Below are 18,140 nucleotides of genomic sequence, written 5' to 3'. Positions count from 1 at the left end.
CTGACCCGGGCGGCACCTCGGCAGCAGCCGAAACAGGCCAGCAAGAACAGACAGAGGGGGCAGCCAGGCCAAGCTGGTTGCCCCCTCTGTCTGTGCAGACTCAGAGTCCGTCAGTCGTCGTCGGAATCGTAGTCTGCGTACTTCTCTGCGTATTCGGAGTAGTCAGGATCGTCGTCGTACTGGTCGTAGTCGTCCGATCCTGATTTGCCGGAAAGCTCCCGCTGAAGAGCGGAAAGGTCTGTTTCGGGGCTGTAGTACTTGAGTTTCCGGGCTACCTTGATCTGCTTTGCCTTAGCGCGGCCGCGACCCACAGGCGTCGACCCCCTCTTCGTCGATCCAGGGCACCCAAGATAGGCCCCGGTTTGAGTTTGCGTGCTTCAGTTCGGCGTCATTCTATCGGACCCCTATGCACTTTGCCATTTGAGACGGCCCATAAGACGATCGTGGGACCCGTGTGCGGCTAGGGTAGACGGTATGGCTTATGAGCGCAGGTATCAGGTTTGTCTGCGGGTTTTCGAACCGCTTGACGCGCATCCGGAACTCGGTGACTACCCGGTGTCGGACAACCGCTCCATGATCGAGGAGCTTGTTGCCGCCGATGCTGATGCGCGGCTGATCAGCTTTCCTCCCGACCCGGTTGCAGACTCCTACCGGGGCACCCCGATTTTCCTCACTGCCGAAGAGTGGGGTGATGGGATCACTCGGATCTGTCCCGTGCAGGACGATATTCGCTCGTGGCACGCTGTGGAGGCTTTGGCGGAGAACGTGTCGCGCGATGAGCTCGACATGCTCGTGCCGAAGTCGGCGCGCAGGCGCGCTGCCGCCAAACGGGTTGAGTGGATGCAGGACGACCCTGATGAGCGGGTGTTCACCCGCACCGCCGCCTGGGAGGTGTCCCCGGTGTGGTGGCTAGCTTTTGATCTTGATGCTGACCGGATCAGAACTGACGAGGCGGAAGACGGCTCCCAGCGCACCTTCATCAGGACGGACATTGTGGCTGCCTCTGCTCGCGTGGACTGGGCTCTGGCTGTCATCCGCGAGAAGTCCAGGCTGCGGGCCGTTGTCGAATCTGCGGCACAGTTCGGCACGTGGCTGGAGACCTTTGACCCGAATGCGGTTCTTGAACTCGACCTGGGCGGAATGACGGGTGTGCTCGATCCCGTGCAGGCGCAGGACTACGTCGATTCGTGGGTTGATGCGCTTGATTCGGATGACTACGACAGTGCGGTCGCGGCTTTCAACCTGTACACGGAGGCCTGGGAGAAGCTGGGTCTGTTCTCGCGCTCAAGCTGAGGCGCGATACTGAACCGCCCCTGCCGGATGTCGTGGCGGTGGGCTATATGGCAGTCAAGCGCCAGGGACTGAAGACGTCGCTTCCGTTCGGCCCAGCACTCTTGATTGGCACCGCAGCTGTTTCTATCGTTGTAGCGGTGTGAAGGAAGGATGAGAGATGGACGACTCGGTACAGCTGTCAGCTGCCGAAGCTCCAGGGTTTCTGTGGCTGCTGGGTGAGTTTCCGATCCTGTGGATCGGTGCTCTCATCTTCATTGTGGTCATTGCGCTGATGATGCGCAGCGTCATCGGGCTGCGCAAGGGAACCAAACCCGCAGGCTCGGCGCGCGGATTCGACCTGGACGGTGAAGTCATCGGTGCTCATCTGCGGATGGAGCACTCGCCGTTCACCGACGAACCAGGGTCGCGAATGAAGGCGGGTCTTGAAATTGCTGTCCGCGACGGAGGCAGGACAGTGGTGTTCACACCGCCGGAGGACTGGATGGCCGGCTTCCACATCAAGATCCAAAAGGCGTTCGGAGCAGGTGGGGCGTTCATCCCAGGACTCGATGTCCCCACGGGGCAGACAGTCAGCAGACGTGCTGAACCGCCGGTGCCGGTGAAGGCCAAGCGGACGGGACCAGGAACCTACGACTGGTATGTGATCTGAAGCCTGCGCGCAGAGGCACGCTACGCCTCGCAGGAGGGCCGCGCGCCACTTTCTTCCTAGAGCCGCGCGACGGTCGGAAGGCGTTCGGCCGCAATGACCACGGCAACTCGATGGCACCAACGGCCACCAATATCTCTTTGGTCGGCGACACCGGAGCTGCGCTGAAGCCAGCCCGTGCCAGAGAGCGTGCGTGCTTGTGTTCGGCGACCTCGATCTTGGGCAACGGTGCTCCCGCAGAGACTTCCGCACCGATGTATGCCTACTTCGCCACGAAGCAGATTCCTGAGGGGAAGGTCCGCCTGCAGATTGCCGAATCGGGAGCTGTGGAGATCGACATCGACAAGCTCAAGGATGAATCGCAGGGCTGACCGGGGACGCTGATTTTCCGTTCATTTATGTGTCGCACGCCAAATGTATAGTGTTCTGAGTCTTTGCACACGATCACGAGGGAGATCACCGATGATCAACCGCGCACTGCGAACAGCGGCGAGTGCGGCGGCAGTCTGCGGACTGGCGCTGACGGGCTGCTCACTGGGCGGAGGAGGCACTGAGGGGCAGAGCTCTGAAGAATCTCCTATGCCCGCGGCCAGCCCCGGTCAGTTGGTCAAGGTCGACGGCTTCTGGACTGACCCGGCTATTGGCCGGCCGTTGGCAGACATGGTGCTCGAAGTTCCTCAGCTGCAGGCAGAGAATAAGGACTACATGGCTCGTGGTCGGTTTCAAGTCCTGTCGATAGACAAGAAGGGCGATACTGCTCGTCTGGTGGGTGCGTGGCTGCAGCCTGCGGAAGGTCCAGCGCTCGGCTCTATGTCGCTGGGCGGCGGTGTCGATGTGCTGAACAAGGAACCGCGCATCACGCTGTGGGATGTCGATTCTGGGACTCTCATCAAGCCGCTGCAAACTGAGAAGAGCGATCGCTTCGACAAGCCCGTCAGCAATCTCTACCAGTCCATGACGGAAGAGACACCGGCGAACCGAGACAAGCCCGTCGAGCTGTTCTGGGTCGATTTCCCCGCTCCCAGCGGCAACAGCGTACGTGTGTTGCCCGGACCATGGACTCCTCCCACCGACCCTGTGCAGGTGACTGAGGGAAAGACCTATGTGAAAGAAGCGGTCGATGAGAATGCGAAGTTCTCCGATGAACCGCCAGCTGATTACGGTGATGAATCGGCACTGCGGTACGTGGATCCGCTTGTGAACACCACTGAAATGGATCCGAACTCGTCGCTGTCGCGCTTTGAGGGCGGTGAAGCTCTCAACATCGATGCCGATGTTCTCTTCGACTTCGATAAGGACATCGTCAATGCCAAGGGCAAAAAGGTGCTCGACTCAACGGCACAGAAGCTCAAGGAAGGTGCGTCGGGCCAGGAGATCGCGCTTGTGGGCCACACTGACGCGAAGGGCAGTGCCGACTACAACAAGAAGCTCTCCCAGCGCCGAGCAGATGCGGTGAAGAAGTACCTTGATCCGAAGGTCGAAGGTGCAGACATCACCTTCAAGACGGAAGGCCGAGGTGCGGATGAGCCCTTAGCGCCGAACTTCGATGCCAAGGGCGGGGACATCAAGGCCAATCAGGCAAAGAACCGCCGTGTGAGCTTCGAATTCAGGGACGGATCTGTCAGCGGCGGCGTGTCCACAGGACAGCCGGAGAAGAAGATTCCGGCAGTGGAGAAGACTGAGCCGGCCGACGGTGCACTCGCGTCTGCCGTCCTCAAAGTCGAGGGTGCAGCAGTTGGCCCCGTCCGCTTGGACATCCGCGGAATCTCAGAAGACGGCCCGTACACCCGCTTCGACTTCGGCTTCGCTGCTCAGAATCCCGATGATGCCAGCATTACGTTCTTTCTCGAGCCTCGCGATTCCAAGAGGGTGTTCGGTCTTAACTCCTACGGACAGATCGGCTCGCCGTCAGCAGATCACATGGCCCTCGTCGACGATGAAGGCAAAGTGGTGAAGCCTGCTCAGGCCGGCGGCCACTCCTGCCTGTGCTCTTCTGCATCGCCGACGAACGTTTCAGCGGGAAACACTCCTGCCCCGCTGTACGCCATGTTCCCCACGGACTCCCTGCCGCAGGGCAAGTTCAAGCTGCGCATCGCAGAAACAGGGGAGTGGGAGCTCGACCTCGACGAGCTGAAGCAGAAGGCCGAAGAACAGCGGAATTGAAACCCACGCACAGAGGCATGCTCCGCTTCGGTGGGACGGCCACCGGAACATGGGAAGATAAGGGCATGGTTCCTGCTCACAACTCCAGTCCCGGCCGCCGGCTTCTGTTTCCCCGCGTTGCGGGGCGCGGCCGCGAGAAACCGGCTGCGCCCACACCCGTGCGGCACAACATCCGGGGAGTGTCGTTCGACAAGTTCGGTCTGCGCTCGATCGACATGGAGCACGAGATCACGGCGATCGACAAGCTTGCGCACAAGCATGAAGACCGCGTGGTCACCTTCGCCGTTGACCGTCCCACCCCGGTACAGCTGAGCGAACTCGAGGACGTGTGGGACCTGCACCCGCTGTTGGTGGAAGACCTTGAGGCCAAAGAGCAGCGCGCCAAGGTCGAACGCTACGGCGATGTTCTGTTCGTCGTGGTCAACTCGGTTGTCTACCGCGACTCAAAAGAAGACATCGACATCGGCGAAATCCACGTGCTTATGCGCGGCAATCAGGTGGCGATCCTGTGCCAGAATCAGGCGGCCGCGGAAGCGTGGCACAGCCGTTCGGCTCAGTTCATTGAGCGCTGGTCCGAACAGGACAGCCTGTTGGAGCACGGCCCAGAGGCCGTCATTCACGCACTGCTGGATTCGCTCGTGGACGATTACCCGCGGGTCCTGCGGGGACTCGAACTGGACAAAGAGCAGATTGAGCGTCAGGTGTTCTCCGGTGACCCGGCGGTTGCCGAGCGCATCTACCGCCTGTCGCGTGAGGTCATTGAGCTGCAGCAGGCGTCGTCATCGATGATGGGCGTGATCCGCCGTCTGCTCATCGGCATCACCCGTCACGGCTATGGAAACGACGAAGAGCTCCAGACGTACCTGGAGGACGTGTCTGACAACCTGGCGACGGTCATTCCGGACATCTCCGAGCTGCGGGATGCGCTCAACCAGATTCTGCAGGTCAATTCGACCCTTGTTTCGCAGCGCCAGAACGACGACATGAAGAAGATCTCCGGCTGGGCGGCTATTCTCTTTGCCCCCACACTAATCGGTGCGATCTACGGCATGAACTTCACAAACATGCCGGAGCTCAGCTGGCCGCTGGGCTATCCCATGGCGATCGGCGCGATGGTGGCACTGGCCGTGGTTCTGTACCTGGTGTTCAAGAAAAAGGGCTGGATGTAAGTGGACTTCGCTCGTGCTTTTCCCGCCGCAACGACACTGTCTGTTCCGCGGGAGCTCCTTGCCGACATTCGGGATGATCGGGTGGCAGCGCTTCGTGCCGGCGACATCGACGAAGCAGAATACGAATCCGACATGCGTGCAGCTCGGCTGTCGGCCTACCGCCAGCTGGCGGATGACGGACTGTATGAACCGCACGCGATTCCAGCTGACTTTGCCCACGGTTCGGTGCTGGTCTCGACCGCGATTGTGCTGGGGCTCGTGGGCGGTTCGAGTTCCCACGTAAGCCTGCGGGCTGAACTTGATCTTGAGGCGCCCGCGGGGCTGAGTGGCGCCGCGGCGCCTGTTGTCGGGCCCGTGCGTCCGGGGCGGCTGTTTGATCTGAGGGCTGAAGCGCACGATGAAGAAGGCATCGATGTCCGCCCGGTGCTTGCCGGTCCGGCCTCTGTTCTCCGGGCTTTTGCTCCGGGGATTGCCGATGACGCTGCCGGGCAGGGGTGGGTGGATGTGCTCGCGTCCGCTTACTCCGAAGTTCTGCGGCTGTTGGCCGCCGATGGAACCGTGTGGGTGCAGATCGACGAACGGTTCGGTGAACCCGGCCAGCCCGGTGACGCTGTCGGGCAGCTTGCCGGTCGGGTGTGGGAGATCATTGCGAATCTCGAGATGGATGCTGCCCGCCCGCGCATCTTCGCCGTGGGTGCCCCGCACGGGACCGCGGTTGAGGCAGTTCTCGTTGAAACCGCTGAAGCGGCCGAACAGTGCGAGGAGGCCAAAGCGGTGCTCGACCTGGGCGATGACCCCGAGGCCGCAACGGCTGCGCTGATTGAGGTCGGCGCGCAGTTCCGCACCGCAGTTGCAGGAACAGCCGAAGAAGCACGAGCAGCTGTCCTCCGCCTCTTCATGGGATAGGGGAGAGGGGCGTGAAAGCCCGGCGGAATATCCGCCGGGCTTTGCCCTGAGTCACGCTGACGAATGATTATTCCGGCAGGTGTTCCATTGCGTAGTCAGCTTCTTCTTCGGTGAACTGCTCACCGTATTCGCTGACGAGCTGTTCGCGAATAGCATCTCGCGACATGTTCATCGTGTCCTGGTAGTTCTCCGCTGTCTTCAGCGCATTCTCTTTCCAGTCTGCTTCAACATTGTCGATTGCGTATTGAGCCGCGTCCTTCGGGAAACTCTCACCGTGTTCACTCACGAGCTGATCGTAGATTCCCTTTTTGCTCATGTGCAGTGTGTCGGCGTAGGTCTGTGCACTGGCGAGAGCTGCCTTGAACTCACGGGAAACGTCCGGGTCGTCAGCTTTGTCGTCGTCCTTTGCGGAGCTTTCCTCTGCTTCCTTCTTCGGTTTGTCTTCTGACTTCTCCGGTTTGTCCGCCGAGCTCTGGCTCTGCTCCGCAGGTGCGTCAGTGCCCGCCTGCCCATCGTCTGATGCGGCGGCCATGATGCCGACCACGACGACAAAACCGATAATCAGCCAGAACCACCAGCGTTTGAAAATCGACTTGCGCGGTGGTTTCTGTGCCGGAGGCATCGGCATCGGCATTGGCATCGGAGGCTGTGAATACGCGTTGGGCGGGGGTCCCTGCGGTCCGGCCTGCCCGTAGGGACCGGTCGGCCCCTGTGGTCCAGCCTGCCCGTATGGTCCGGCCTGCCCGTGTGGCGGAGGTGTGTTCATTGACATGGTGATTCCTTCGAGTGTGATTGCCAGTGAAGCTCACAGTAAGAACGACGCCCTGGTGTGCACATCGCCCATCCGGGTGGATTGCCTGACCAAAAGGATGAGGGGTGCCGGCTGGGCGGCGGATCCCCTGAGCCCAGATGCGCGATTACGATTCCCTTATGCTCTCCCGCTCTGTTTCCCTGGTGCTCAACGTTGCCGTGTCTTTCGTGCTTTTTGCCGTCGGCGTGTTGTTCTCGCTCATCGCATCATCCGCGGCTCCGTTTGCAACCCGGGACGGCCAGCCCACAGAAACGGCAGCTGTGGCGAGCATGGTGGCTGCTGTCTTCTGGCTGACGGTGTTTTTCCGCCGCCGAGCGCCGCTCGTTCCCTTCATCGCCGGAGCTCTTCTGGCTCTGGGCTGGGCTGACTGTGTGCTTCTGCTTGTGGCAGTGTTTCATCTGGTCAGCCGCAGCCCGCGGCGTATTGCGGTCATAACCGCCGTAATCGGCGGAGGTCTGACGGTCGCTGGGGCGCTGAGGCTCAGTCTGGGGGATCCGCGTTCTTCTCCCTTTGGAGTCATCCTGCTCGACACATCGGAGTATGTCTTCGTCAGTGACGAGCGCGCAGCGGAAATCATCATCCTGACATGCGCAGCAACTGCGCTGGGTCTCTTCTTCAGCGTCGGTGGCGGCATGCTCGTGCGCCAAATGCGGCGTGCCCAAAGGGCCGAAAGCCGCGCTGAAGTCGAAGGCGACAAAAATGCCCTGCTGGCAGCCGAAGTCGCCCGCCAATCAGAGCGTCAGGCACTGGCCCGCGAACTGCACGACACACTTTCTAATCGTCTGTCGGTTCTGTCCCTGCACGCTGGGGCGCTGGAAGTCGGAGACGACCCCAAAGCCAAGCAGAGCGCACAGGCGCTGCGCTCGCAGGCTCACGCGGCTCTGGAAGATCTGCGCGGAGTCATCGAAGGCGTCCGAACAGTTGACATTCAACCGGCTGCCGCCTCGGTGGCGGAAGCCGGCCTCGATGGAATTCCGGCCCTCATCGATTCAGCGGCGCAAGCCGGAGTGTCAGTCTTTCCGTACGTGGTTCTGCGCGCCGTCGACAGTTTTCCCCGCGTGACGGGGCTTGCTGCATATCGGATTGTGCAGGAATCGCTGACAAACGCCATGAAGCACGCCCCCGGGCAGCCCATCAGGCTGAGCGTTCGGTCTGCCGCCCACGAGGGGGTGCGACTGCGGATCGTCAACACGCTGCCGGAGGCTGTCGGCGGGGAGCGTCAGCAGCGCAATGCCCGCGGTGTCGTCGATCTCGACGTGCACGGTGGTGAAGACGCTGTTCGTGCGGCAGTAGCTGACTCCCTAGCACCGACGGGCTCTGGTGCAGGGATTGAGGGAATGCGCACACGGGCGGAAGCTGTCGGCGGCAGCTGCGAGGCAGGTGTGCATGACGGGGAGTTCGTCGTGGATGCCTTTTTGCCGCCCGCTGCGGAAGCGTGAAAACCTCTCCGAATAGAGTGTGAGCATGCCGTCTGCAGCTGCCCCGATCCGCGTGATGATCGTCGACGACGATGCCATGGTCCTCACGGGTCTTGACCGTATTCTCAGCACCCCCGGTGATATTGAGGTTGTTGCAGCCGCACGTTCAGGCGAAGATGCGATCGAGAAGGCGCATAAGCATTTCCCCGATGTTGTCCTCATGGACTTGTCGATGCCGGGAATCGGCGGTGTTGAGGCGATCCGTAGCCTGCGCAACGGACTGCGGCCGCCCACGGTGTTGGCGCTCACCGGCTTTGACACCGAAAACTATCTGCTGCAGTCTCTGGAAGCCGGTGCCGTGGGCTTTCTGCTCAAAGACATCGGGCCGGAAGAGCTTATTGACACCGTTCGCCGAGCGCATCTGGGTCAGCCTGTGTTTTCCCCGCAGGCTGTGCGGCGGCTGATGTCCATGGCGGTTGAAAACCCAGACCGCGCGGCACAGAAAGACGCGTGGGAAAAGATGAACACGCTGACCGAGAAGGAGCGCGAAGTTGCGCTTCACCTGCACGCCGGGTTGACGAACAGCGAAATCGCCGCGGCGATGTATGTTGGCGAATCAACCGTGAAAACCCACCTCAATCGAGTCCTGCTGAAACTCGACTGCGAAAGCCGCACCTCGGCGGCCGTTCTAGTAGAACGCGCCCGTCACCATCGGTGACGGGCGCGTTCCAGCGGTTATACGGCAGTGAGCTCAGCTATGCGGCGGCTGGTGTTGCTGAGCGGTTGCGCACGGTGACTATCACCAAGACGACGGCGGCCGCAACGGCAATACCGCCCCAGATGCCGAGAATCGGCCAGGCCAGGCCCGCCATGGCAAGTGCGGGAACGAACGTCACAGCCGTGATTTCGGCCGGCACCACTGGAATGTAGGCAATTGCGAAGTCTTCCAGCGTTCCAGATTTCAGCTTGGGGTCGACAATGCGCAGCAGAGCGATTGCCGTGTTGACGGCACCGGTGCCCCAACCCCACGTGAAGATCTGCTTTTCGAACCAGCCGTCCTGCAGGGTGCGGGGAGCTACGAGCAGACCCAGACCCAGGCAGAACAACAGGCCGACGACGAACAGAATCGACATCACCAGGAGGTTGTCGGCGACAGCCTGCAGCTGAATGGAGGCAATACCGCAGACGACGAGAATGTCGGTGGCGGAACCGGAAATCGAGCTGAGTGTGTCACGGTCGACGAACTTGGTGGTGCGGGTTGCCTTGAACAGACCGCGCACGAGCAGGCCCACCAGGAAGGCAACCGTGAAGGTGGGGAAGCTGACAGCGGGGAACCAGTTGCCCAGCAGGGTCGTTATGGCGTAGGCAGCACCTGCAATTGCGAGGATGATGCCCACCTGGAAGCCCAGGGACTCGATGCTCGAACCGGAGAAGCGGTGCTGGCCAATGGGCGCGCGGCGGTCTTCGCCGGTCAGCACACCGGTGCGCATGTCTTCCGGAATGGACTCCATGCCTGCGAATTCCTTGACGTGACCGCGCATCGCACCGATCTTCGCTTGGATGATGCCGCCGATGATGCCCGCGAGCAGGCCGACGGTTGCCGAGGTGAAGGCCAAGGAGCGGAGCTCTTCGTGCCCGGCGTTCGCGTACACATCGCCGAGGGCGGCCGCAGTGCCGAAACCGCCGGCCCAGCCGGCGAACAGCAGAGTGCCGATTGTCAGGTCAGCGCCGAAAAGCGGACCCAGAAGCAGAACAACGGCAAGAATGCCGACCGCAACCTGGGCGGTGTAGATGAGCACTCCGTATGCCGAGAAGCTCACGATGGGGCCTTTGATCTTGCGGAAGTCGAAGTCATCGGACATGGCCAGACACGCAAAGACGACGACGATCAGCACAGAGGCGTAGGTGCCCAGTTCTTCGGAGAACGGCAGCAGGCCGAACCCGTTGGGTCCCAGCGCCAAGCCGAGGAAGCCGGCAATGAATGACGCTGGAATGAGGAGTGATTGGAGTGACTTCATGATTGCGCGCAAGAGCACGCCGACGGCGAGGAGGGCTCCGATCATTCCCGCATCTATGAGGAGAGTCCACGGAGTGAATTCAGACATTGGGTTCCTTCCGGCTCAGGTTTGCCGCGTCTTTGCGAACTGCAACAGGAGTCAGAGCAGTGATTGGCAACACAGAGTTCTCTCAGGAAGTTTAACGTGTCACAGTGAAACTCGCACTCAATTCGGATTTCGGTACGGTCTCGATGTGATGTGCTCGTACCGAGCCGGTGGCTTCGGTGCGGGCACGAGGTGCCGCTCCTGTTTGCTGCGGAATCTCATCTTGGTGGGGACGGCAAGAGGCCCTGCTCCCCAAGCGGGGTGCAGGGCCTCTTGTGGTTGTGGCTCCGACCGGCGTCGATCCGGTGACCTTTCGATTTTCAGTCGAACGCTCTACCAACTGAGCTACAGAGCCATCAGCTGCCTGACAGCTGATAGAACAAAGGCTCTTCTGAAGCAGAAGAGCCTTGTGCTCCGCGACCCTGACGGGACTTGAACCCGCGACCTCCGCCGTGACAGGGCGGCGCGCTGACCAACTGCGCCACAGGGCCTTATTCTTTTAGGTCGAAACTGAAGTTTCGAGTACCCCCAACGGGATTCGAACCCGTGTCGCCGCCGTGAAAGGGCGGAATCCTAGGCCGCTAGACGATGGGGGCCTGGTGTTTCTAACCGCTTTCGCGGTGAGCAACAGAGATAACTATATAGGCCGCTCTGAGAGAATGCAAAACCGAGTGGAGATCTGCTGAGTGACCTTTGCCACTGTGGCTTATCCGTGTCTTCCCGGCCCTGGGCCGACGCCCGGTGCAGACTTAGACTGGACCGTGGAGGGAAGCGTGGAGAAGAGCATTTCGGACGACGAGTTCAACGAGGTTGTCGAACTTGCGCTCAGCGACCTTCCGGATGAGCTGCGCGAAGCCATGGACAACGTCGTCATCTTCATCGAGGACAACGCCCCGGAAGACGAACCCGACCTGCTGGGGCTCTACGAGGGCATAGCGCTCACAGAGCGCGACTCGGCTTATGGCTTCGTTCCGCCGGACACCATCAGCCTGTATAAGAACAACCTCATCGACTTTGCTTTGGACGACGACGATCTGCGCGACCAGATCTACGTCACCGTCATCCACGAAATCGCCCACCACTTCGGAATCGACGACGATCGCCTGCACGAACTCGGCTGGGCCTGAACTTCCCGGCTCGGGCCCACTGGCGTGGGCCGGAACAACCCTGGAATGAACGGGCCCGGTGTGTACGTTGTGCAGGCAGAAACCCGCAGCAGAGACTTACAACAAGGAGGACTGCCATGGCCACCATCGACCTGACAGCAGAAAAGTTCGAAGAGACCGTCCTGACCGACGGCATTGTGCTTCTTGACTTCTGGGCATCCTGGTGCGGCCCCTGCCGCCAGTTCGCGCCGGTCTACGAAAAAGCCTCGGAAACGCACTCCGACGTGACCTTTGCAAAAGTCAATACGGAAGAAGAACAGCAGCTGGCCGCGCAGGCCGGGATCACCTCGATCCCCACGCTCATGGCCTTCCGCGACGGAGTGCTCGTGTTCCGCCAGGCCGGTGCCCTGCCCGGTTCGGCCCTTGACGACCTCATCGGCCAGGTCAAAGACCTCGACATGGACGAAGTCCGCCGCACCATTGCAGAAGCCGAAGCAGAAGAGCAGAACTGACGCAGACACCTCCCATACACACCGCTCACGAGGTGGTGCGCACCCGAGTGCGCACCACCTCGTGCGTTTGTCGGCAAGGGGGAGCGGGAGTGAGCGAATCATCGCGAATTGGTACGAGGGAGCGGGTTTTCATATGGTGGACGGCAGACCAAACGGATAAGAGCCCGCACGCCCGCCGTGCAGGAGGAAGACGCGTGAAGACCCAGACCGCATCGACAACCGCACTCAAAGTGCTCAACGTCAAGGGAGTTTCCTACTCCCTGCACGAATTCGAGCACGATCCGGCGGCACGCCGCTACGGAACAGAAGCGGCGGACAAACTGGGAGTCGAATACGGCAGAGTCTTCAAAACCCTGATGATCCTCGTCGACGGGAAACCGGTGATCGCACTGGTGCCGGTATCGGGACAGCTCGACCTAAAAGCCGCGGCGAGTGCAGCCGGCGGTCGCAAAGCCCAGCTGGCGGGAGTGGCGGAAACTGAACGCCGCACCGGGTTCACAACCGGGGGAGTGAGCCCGTTCGGGCAGCGCCGTCAGCACCCCGTCATTGCCGACAGGACAATCTCCGATTATGCGACGGTTTTCGTCTCTGCGGGCAAACGCGGCCTGCAGGTGGAAATGCAGCCCGAAGACATCGTGTCGCTCACCCAGGCCAAAGTCGGTCGGATCGCGACCCTCGACTGAATGAAATCCTGGGCCGGCTTCTTTTAGGCCCAGCCCCGCCGTCCGCTACACGTAGCGGGGTGTGCCCATGATCGGCTGTGCAGAACCGGCGCTGATATCAGCCAGCATGCGCGCGTAGTCATCGACATCGTCCGCAGGAACTCCCGCGTGCATCGTGACATCCGCTGCGTATTCGGCATCGATGATCTTCCACCCGCGCTGCTCTGCGCGTGCTCGCACGGTGTCTGCCGTTGAATAGTCCAAGCGTGCGCTGACCGGGACAATGAGACTGCGGGTGATGATCTTTGCCTGCGCAAGAGCTTCAGAGGCGGCAGAACCGTATGCGCGGACAAGCCCGCCCGCTCCCAGCAGAACCCCGCCGAAATAGCGGGTCACAACTGCAACAACATCCGTCAGGCCGCTGCCGCTCAGAACATCGAGGATCGGTGCTCCCGCGGTTCCCGCAGGTTCGCCGTCGTCGTTAGAGCGCTGCGTGCGAGCGTCCGGGCCCAGCACGTAGGCGGTGCACCAGTGGCGGGCTTTCGGGTGCAGCTGCTTCTGTTCGTCGATGATCCGCCGGGCCTCTTCTTCCGTGGCTGCCGGGGCGATGACGCCGATGAACTCGGACTTTTTGATCTCCAGCGTCGCCTCGCCGGCACCCGCAACAGTGCGGAAGGCTTCCACGGGGAATTCCGCGAGAGCCTCCCGCAGCTGTGCGGCAGAGTCTTCAGCGTTCACGCTCAGTCGAGAGCCCCGTCGGCCATGCGACGGACAACCTCGGTGAAGTGTTCGACACCGGCGACCATGTCTTCGTCGGTGGTGAACTCCTCTTCATTGTGGCTGACGCCCTCAACGGAGGGCACGAACAGCATGACGGTCGGCACGATGTCCTTCATGTTCGTTGAGTCGTGGCCGGCGACGGTCATGATGTTCATGTGCGACAGGCCCAGGTCTTCGGCTGCCTGACGGCTGAGCTCGACACCGGATTCGTGGTAGGCCTGCTTATCCCAAGCGTGCGCCGTGCCCTCTTCAATGCGGACCGCTGCGGTCTCTTCGATCTGTTTGATGCGCTCCTTGAGCTTGGCATCGGCCTGTTCGACCTTTTCCTGGCTGGGGGAGCGGAAGTCCATGTGCATGCGCACCTCGCTGGGCACCACGACCGGCGAGTTCGGCAGGACGACCATCTGCCCGACCGAGGAGTGGATGCCGAACTCAACGGCGATTTCGCGTGCCGCAATCACCAGGTGCGACGCGCCCAGCAGGGCATCGTGGCGGTCGGCAATGACAGTTGAGCCGGTGTGGGCCTGCTCGCCGTGGACGATCAGGTGGTACTTGTGCGCGGCCCACGTGGCCTCCACAAGTCCGATCTGCTTGCCGGCGTCCTCCATGAGGCGCCCCTGCTCCACGTGGATCTCACCGTAGGCGGCGGCCTCCGGACCGTCGCCCGTACCGAGGTAGCCGCCGGCGCGCAGGGCATCTTCGACTGACGTTCCGTCGAGGTCTTCTGTTTTGAGCACGGTGTCGGCGTCGAGTTTGCCGGTGTAGACGCCCGAGCCCATCATCGAAGGTTCGAAGCGCGAGCCTTCTTCGTTGAACCAGTTGACCACGCCGATGTTGTACTTCGGGGTGGTTCCGGCAGCCTTGTGGGCTTCGATCACGCGGTGGGCGGCGTGCGCTGCCGCAAGCACACCGTAGGCGCCGTCGAAGCGACCGGCGGTCGGCTGGGAGTCCATGTGCGAACCGAACAGGACGAACGGCGCATCAGGGGTGAAGCGGTACAGGCCGAACTGGTTTCCGACCCTGTCGACTTCAACGCTGAAGCCGCGCTCTTCCAGCCAGCCGCCAAGCCAGTTGCGCTGGTCGACGTCGGCTTCGGTCATTGCCTCTCGGTCCACACCGCCGCGGGCGGTCTGCCCGAAGCTGCTCATGGTGGCGAAGTCTGTGAGGAATTCCTGGGCGTGCGCGTCTGTGGACACTGCAGCTCCTTTCATGCTGTGGACGGGGTCAGTCGAGATTTCCGTGTGTGAAGCGGCCGCCGAGCATGGTGGCCGCAACGTTGATGTCTTTGATCGTGGTGGGGTCAACCGCAACCGGGTTTTCGTCGAGGAAGACGATGTCGGCCAGTTTGCCGCGGCTGAGTGTTCCCTTGTCGGCGAGGTCGCCGGAGGCTTCCGCCGCGATCGAGGTGTATGCGGCCAGCGCCTGCTGGGGAGTGAGACACTCATCAGCCGAGCCCATGACATCGCCGGAGCGGGTGCGGCGGTCAACAAATGCCTGGATGCCGCGCAGGGGCGTGCCATCAGCGCACGGGCGGTCGGATGAGCCGGGAAGGAGCACCCCGGCGTCGAAGAAAGCCTTGGCCCGGTAGAGCAAGGGTCGGCGGGCCTCGCCCAGGGACGCGTTCTGAGCATCACCGATCGCATCGGCAAAAGCCGCCTGCGGAGTGACCACAATGCCGTAGTCGCGCAGGGTCTTCAGCTGGGAGTCGCTGACCATGGCAGCGTGTTCAATGCGATTGGGAATCGTGTGTCCCGGCTGACGCTGGGCGGGGAAGCCGTAGGTGTCCTGGGCTTCGCAGATGAATTCGATGGCCTTCGCGACGGCCTTGTCGCCGATCGCGTGCACCGCCAGCGACCACCCGGCCCGGTAGGTGTCGAGGATCCGGGCGCGCAGCACCTCGGGGTCGTCCTGGAAGTAACCGGGCGTGTCTGAGCCCTCGTAGTTTTCATACATGGCGGCGGTCTCAGAGCTCATAGCGCCGTCCATGAAGATCTTGATCGGGCCCAGGCGGAGCATGGGATCGCCGAAGCCGCTGACGACGCCCAGGTCAAGCCCCAGCCCGTTCTGATCGTCGTCGTGAGCGTGCAGGGGGCGCAGAGCATCGGCCATCGGCATGAGCTGGCCGCGCGCGTGCAGGCGGCCGTTCTGCCGGGCTTCCTGGTAGGCGCCGAGCTCGGTGGGAGAGTGCCCGATCCAGCCGGCGGCAATGCCCGCATCACCGAAGCTGGTCAACCCCTGCTGGGCATACGACTCAGTGGCCGCATCAATCGCATCAACCAGAAGCGATCGCGAATAGGGGCGGATGAGGTCCTGCACGAGGGCCTGCGCTGTTTCTTCAATGAGTCCGGTGGGCTTGCCGTGCTCGTCGCGGACAATCTTGCCGCCCTCGGGAGTTTCGAAATCATCGCGGAAAACACCTGCGCGTTCGAGCGCTTCCGTGTTGGCGATGGCAGCGTGGCCGGACACCTGGCGGATGAACATGGGGCGGCCGTCCGCAATCCGGTCGAGTACCTGAATGTCCGGGTACTGACCGTCGTAGTCGTTCTGCGAAAAGCCGGTGGCGGTCACCCATTCGCCGGGAGCCTTTTCCTTTGCGGAGGCTTCGAGTGCCGCGTACACGGCGTCCATCGTGCCGAGTTTTTCAACGCTGACGTCCAACAGGGTCATGCCGTACCAGGCGGTGTGGCAGTGGACGTCGTTGAAGCCCGGGGCGAGGAAGCGTCCGTCGGCGTCGAGAACGCGATCGGCTGCGGCGTCGTGGGCTTCGTCGCCCACTGCCACAATCCTGTCCCCGATGACGCCGATGGAGCCCAGCCGAGCGCGCGTGCCGTAGGGGTCGGCGTCGCCGGCGGGCTCCATCGTCAGAATATTGGCATTGTCGATTCTCAGATCAAGGCGCATGCTTCGATACTACGTCGGACGGTTTCCTATTCCATGTGGTCAGGGTCGAGAACGCGCTTGAGGAAGCTCTGCGTGCGCTTGTGCTGCGGGTTGCCGATGACGTCCTCCGGCGGACCCATTTCGACGACGACCCCGCCGTCCATGAAGACGACCTTGTCGGCGACTTCGCTCGCGAAGTTCATTTCGTGGGTGACCACGACCATCGTCATGCCCTGGCTTGCCAAGCGGCGCATGGCGTGCAGAACGTCGCCGACGGTTTCGGGGTCGAGCGCCGAGGTCGGTTCGTCGAACAGCATGAGGTCGGGATTCATGCACAGCGCACGCGCGATTGCCACACGCTGCTGCTGACCGCCGGACAGCTGGTCGGGGTAGCGATCTGCAAGGTGGTCCAGGCCGACGATCTTGAGGTTCTCCAGAGCGATCTTCTTCGCTTCTTCAGGGGCGCGCTTGGCAACCCGGATCTGCGCGATCGTGCAGTTCTCCAGAACCGTCTTGTGGGAGAACAGGTTGAAGCTCTGGAACACCATGCCCACGTGCTGACGCATGACGTTGAGGTCGGTGTCGGGGTCCGTGGCGGTGAAGCCCGCAACCTCGATGGTGCCGCTGTTGGACTGCTCGAGTACGTTGATGCAGCGCAGAAGAGTCGACTTGCCCGAACCAGATGGCCCAATGAGGCAGACGACCTCGCCGGGCAGAACCTCGACGTTGATGCCCTTGAGGACTTCGACGTCGCCGTAGGACTTGTGCAGATCGGTGATTTTGACAGCCGGTGTGACGGCTGCGGTCTGTTCAGCAGTCATGTCAGGCTCCATTCGCTTTCTGCTGGCGGGATTCGAACTTGCGGGCCAGCCAGCCCAGGGGCAGTGTGATGACGAGGTAGCAGGCACCCGCGATCACAAGCGGCGTCAGGCCGGCTTCCGGTGCGGCGATTGCATTCTTGCCGAACAGCGCCAGTTCGAACTGGCTGGGCAGCAGGCCCAGCAGGTAGATAAGCGACGAGTCCTTCGTCATGATGATGATTTCGTTGGTCAGCGGCGGCAGGATGATCTTGAAGGCCTGCGGGATGACCACCGAGATCATGGCCCGGGAGTGGCTCATGCCCAGCGAACGCGCCGCCTCGTATTGCCCCTTCGGCACGGCCTGCAGGCCGGCACGCAGAGTTTCGGCAATGTAGGCCGAACCGACAATTCCCAGCGCCAGCATGACCGTGAGGTAGTTGTCGAGGTTGACCTTGAATGCGGTCGGGATGCCGAATCCGAAGGCGAGGAATACAAGAAGTGCGGGGACGCCGCGGAAGAATTCGATGTACGCCGTTGCGACCCAGCGGTACGGGCCTACCGAGGACAGCTTCATGAGCGCCAGCAGGATGCCCAGCGCCATGGCGAACACAAAGCCCAGGGCCGTGTAGATGATCGTGTTCTTAAGCGCGGTGGTGATCACTTCCGGGAACTGCTGGGCCATGATCCGGAAGTTGAAGAACTTGTCGACGATATTCGGCCAGTCGATTGTGACGGCCAGAATGATGACAACGATGAAGAAGATCGCGTACTGGATCGTCAGGGATGTGCGCCGGCGCTGCTTCATGCTCAGAGCCACGGTGCCTCCTGGTCAGGGATGGAAGAGGGGAATCTGCTCGGTAAAGGGTGCCGCTCACCCGTGGTGAGCGGCACC

The 18,140-nt window shown here is 61.8% G+C and carries 18 protein-coding genes and 3 tRNA genes; 10 read left to right on the top strand and 11 right to left on the bottom strand.

The window, feature by feature from the left end:
* Window positions 1–110: 110 nt before the first annotated feature.
* The gene (locus HMPREF3087_RS02120) at window positions 111–311 is read right to left on the bottom strand and encodes a DUF3073 domain-containing protein (RefSeq protein WP_019175876.1); all 201 of its coding nucleotides are present in this window, start codon (window positions 309–311) and stop codon (window positions 111–113) included.
* 163 nt (window positions 312–474) lie between these two features.
* Here HMPREF3087_RS02120 and HMPREF3087_RS02115 point away from each other — a divergent pair, with 163 nt between their 5' ends.
* The 5 genes from HMPREF3087_RS02115 (at window position 475) to HMPREF3087_RS02090 (ending at window position 6,177) form a co-directional block, all read left to right on the top strand.
* Window positions 475–1,293, top strand: coding sequence for a DUF8083 family protein (locus HMPREF3087_RS02115; protein ID WP_070427881.1), 819 nt, complete (start codon window positions 475–477; stop codon window positions 1,291–1,293).
* 157 nt (window positions 1,294–1,450) lie between these two features.
* Window positions 1,451–1,942: a hypothetical protein gene (locus tag HMPREF3087_RS02110; protein ID WP_070427880.1), complete on the top strand. Its 492-nt coding sequence runs from the start codon at window positions 1,451–1,453 to the stop codon at window positions 1,940–1,942.
* A gap of 459 nt (window positions 1,943–2,401) precedes the next feature.
* The gene (locus tag HMPREF3087_RS02100) at window positions 2,402–4,102 is read left to right on the top strand and encodes an OmpA family protein (protein ID WP_176744995.1); all 1,701 of its coding nucleotides are present in this window, start codon (window positions 2,402–2,404) and stop codon (window positions 4,100–4,102) included.
* A 17-nt stretch (window positions 4,103–4,119) separates the two neighbouring features.
* Window positions 4,120–5,271, top strand: a complete 1,152-nt coding sequence (locus HMPREF3087_RS02095) for a magnesium and cobalt transport protein CorA (RefSeq protein WP_256173013.1) — start codon at window positions 4,120–4,122, stop codon at window positions 5,269–5,271.
* Window positions 5,272–6,177 (top strand): uroporphyrinogen decarboxylase/cobalamine-independent methonine synthase family protein, encoded by a 906-nt coding sequence (locus tag HMPREF3087_RS02090; protein ID WP_070427877.1) that lies wholly within the window; start codon window positions 5,272–5,274, stop codon window positions 6,175–6,177.
* A gap of 67 nt (window positions 6,178–6,244) precedes the next feature.
* On the opposite strand, the gene HMPREF3087_RS02085 is transcribed toward HMPREF3087_RS02090, so the two are convergent.
* The gene (locus HMPREF3087_RS02085; protein ID WP_218078843.1) at window positions 6,245–6,949 is read right to left on the bottom strand and encodes an Ltp family lipoprotein; all 705 of its coding nucleotides are present in this window, start codon (window positions 6,947–6,949) and stop codon (window positions 6,245–6,247) included.
* 158 nt (window positions 6,950–7,107) lie between these two features.
* Here HMPREF3087_RS02085 and HMPREF3087_RS02080 point away from each other — a divergent pair, with 158 nt between their 5' ends.
* Together HMPREF3087_RS02080 and HMPREF3087_RS02075 are read left to right on the top strand one after the other, a co-directional pair.
* Window positions 7,108–8,427, top strand: a complete 1,320-nt coding sequence (locus tag HMPREF3087_RS02080) for a sensor histidine kinase (protein WP_176744994.1) — start codon at window positions 7,108–7,110, stop codon at window positions 8,425–8,427.
* A 25-nt stretch (window positions 8,428–8,452) separates the two neighbouring features.
* The gene (locus HMPREF3087_RS02075) at window positions 8,453–9,124 is read left to right on the top strand and encodes a response regulator transcription factor (RefSeq protein ID WP_019175868.1); all 672 of its coding nucleotides are present in this window, start codon (window positions 8,453–8,455) and stop codon (window positions 9,122–9,124) included.
* Between the two features lie 37 nt (window positions 9,125–9,161).
* Here the strand turns inward: HMPREF3087_RS02075 and HMPREF3087_RS02070 are convergent, their stop codons facing one another.
* From HMPREF3087_RS02070 to HMPREF3087_RS02055, 4 genes are all read right to left on the bottom strand, one after another.
* Window positions 9,162–10,511 carry a sodium/glutamate symporter gene (locus HMPREF3087_RS02070; RefSeq protein ID WP_061941622.1) on the bottom strand — a complete coding sequence of 450 codons (1,350 nt, stop codon included), beginning with the start codon at window positions 10,509–10,511 and terminating at the stop codon, window positions 9,162–9,164.
* A gap of 279 nt (window positions 10,512–10,790) precedes the next feature.
* A tRNA-Phe gene (locus tag HMPREF3087_RS02065) sits at window positions 10,791–10,863 on the bottom strand.
* Window positions 10,864–10,925: 62 nt separating this feature from the next.
* Window positions 10,926–10,999: transfer RNA gene (locus HMPREF3087_RS02060), tRNA-Asp, on the bottom strand.
* 32 nt (window positions 11,000–11,031) lie between these two features.
* A tRNA-Glu gene (locus tag HMPREF3087_RS02055) sits at window positions 11,032–11,104 on the bottom strand.
* Window positions 11,105–11,281: 177 nt separating this feature from the next.
* On the opposite strand from HMPREF3087_RS02055, the gene HMPREF3087_RS02050 reads away from it, so the two are divergent.
* The 3 genes from HMPREF3087_RS02050 to ybaK all read left to right on the top strand — a co-directional run bounded on the left by HMPREF3087_RS02050 (window position 11,282) and on the right by ybaK (window position 12,809).
* A complete protein-coding gene (locus HMPREF3087_RS02050) occupies window positions 11,282–11,635 on the top strand; it encodes a metallopeptidase family protein (RefSeq protein ID WP_070427875.1) in 354 nt (117 codons plus the stop codon).
* Between the two features lie 116 nt (window positions 11,636–11,751).
* A complete protein-coding gene (trxA, locus tag HMPREF3087_RS02045) occupies window positions 11,752–12,126 on the top strand; it encodes a thioredoxin (protein ID WP_061941625.1) in 375 nt (124 codons plus the stop codon).
* Between the two features lie 194 nt (window positions 12,127–12,320).
* Window positions 12,321–12,809, top strand: coding sequence for a Cys-tRNA(Pro) deacylase (ybaK, locus tag HMPREF3087_RS02040; protein ID WP_070427874.1), 489 nt, complete (start codon window positions 12,321–12,323; stop codon window positions 12,807–12,809).
* A 45-nt stretch (window positions 12,810–12,854) separates the two neighbouring features.
* Here the strand turns inward: ybaK and HMPREF3087_RS02035 are convergent, their stop codons facing one another.
* The 5 genes from HMPREF3087_RS02035 to HMPREF3087_RS02015 are packed head-to-tail and all read right to left on the bottom strand — an operon-like array spanning window position 12,855 to window position 18,065.
* Entirely contained in the window at window positions 12,855–13,526 is a 672-nt protein-coding gene (locus HMPREF3087_RS02035; RefSeq protein ID WP_083271984.1) for a YigZ family protein, read from the bottom strand.
* Between the two features lie 2 nt (window positions 13,527–13,528).
* On the bottom strand, window positions 13,529–14,764 hold the full coding sequence (locus HMPREF3087_RS02030; RefSeq protein WP_083271983.1) for a M20 family metallo-hydrolase: 1,236 nt from the start codon (window positions 14,762–14,764) through the stop codon (window positions 13,529–13,531).
* 28 nt (window positions 14,765–14,792) lie between these two features.
* Entirely contained in the window at window positions 14,793–16,469 is a 1,677-nt protein-coding gene (locus HMPREF3087_RS02025) for an amidohydrolase (RefSeq protein WP_070427872.1), read from the bottom strand.
* 26 nt (window positions 16,470–16,495) lie between these two features.
* Complete coding sequence (locus HMPREF3087_RS02020; RefSeq protein ID WP_070427901.1) at window positions 16,496–17,269, bottom strand: amino acid ABC transporter ATP-binding protein; 774 nt, start codon at window positions 17,267–17,269, stop codon at window positions 16,496–16,498.
* 1 nt (window position 17,270) lies between these two features.
* Entirely contained in the window at window positions 17,271–18,065 is a 795-nt protein-coding gene (locus HMPREF3087_RS02015; protein ID WP_070427871.1) for an amino acid ABC transporter permease, read from the bottom strand.
* Window positions 18,066–18,140: the final 75 nt, after the last annotated feature.

This window comes from Brevibacterium sp. HMSC22B09 (genome assembly GCF_001806795.1).
GTDB lineage: Bacteria > Actinomycetota > Actinomycetes > Actinomycetales > Brevibacteriaceae > Brevibacterium > Brevibacterium ravenspurgense.
This window is presented reverse-complemented; position numbering and strand designations above follow the sequence as displayed.

Bases quoted from the DNA above. Each gene is read 5' to 3' on its own strand.
- HMPREF3087_RS02075 (WP_019175868.1), top strand. From the start codon at position 8,453: ATGCCGTCTGCAGCTGCCCCGATCCGCGTGATGATCGTCGACGACGAT.
- HMPREF3087_RS02085 (WP_218078843.1), bottom strand. From the start codon at position 6,949: ATGTCAATGAACACACCTCCGCCACACGGGCAGGCCGGACCATACGGG.
- HMPREF3087_RS02025 (WP_070427872.1), bottom strand. From the start codon at position 16,469: ATGCGCCTTGATCTGAGAATCGACAATGCCAATATTCTGACGATGGAG.
- HMPREF3087_RS02020 (WP_070427901.1), bottom strand. From the start codon at position 17,269: ATGACTGCTGAACAGACCGCAGCCGTCACACCGGCTGTCAAAATCACC.
- HMPREF3087_RS02080 (WP_176744994.1), top strand. From the start codon at position 7,108: ATGCTCTCCCGCTCTGTTTCCCTGGTGCTCAACGTTGCCGTGTCTTTC.
- HMPREF3087_RS02115 (WP_070427881.1), top strand. From the start codon at position 475: ATGGCTTATGAGCGCAGGTATCAGGTTTGTCTGCGGGTTTTCGAACCG.
- trxA (WP_061941625.1), top strand. From the start codon at position 11,752: ATGGCCACCATCGACCTGACAGCAGAAAAGTTCGAAGAGACCGTCCTG.
- HMPREF3087_RS02095 (WP_256173013.1), top strand. From the start codon at position 4,120: ATGCTCCGCTTCGGTGGGACGGCCACCGGAACATGGGAAGATAAGGGC.
- HMPREF3087_RS02110 (WP_070427880.1), top strand. From the start codon at position 1,451: ATGGACGACTCGGTACAGCTGTCAGCTGCCGAAGCTCCAGGGTTTCTG.
- HMPREF3087_RS02070 (WP_061941622.1), bottom strand. From the start codon at position 10,511: ATGTCTGAATTCACTCCGTGGACTCTCCTCATAGATGCGGGAATGATC.
- HMPREF3087_RS02100 (WP_176744995.1), top strand. From the start codon at position 2,402: ATGATCAACCGCGCACTGCGAACAGCGGCGAGTGCGGCGGCAGTCTGC.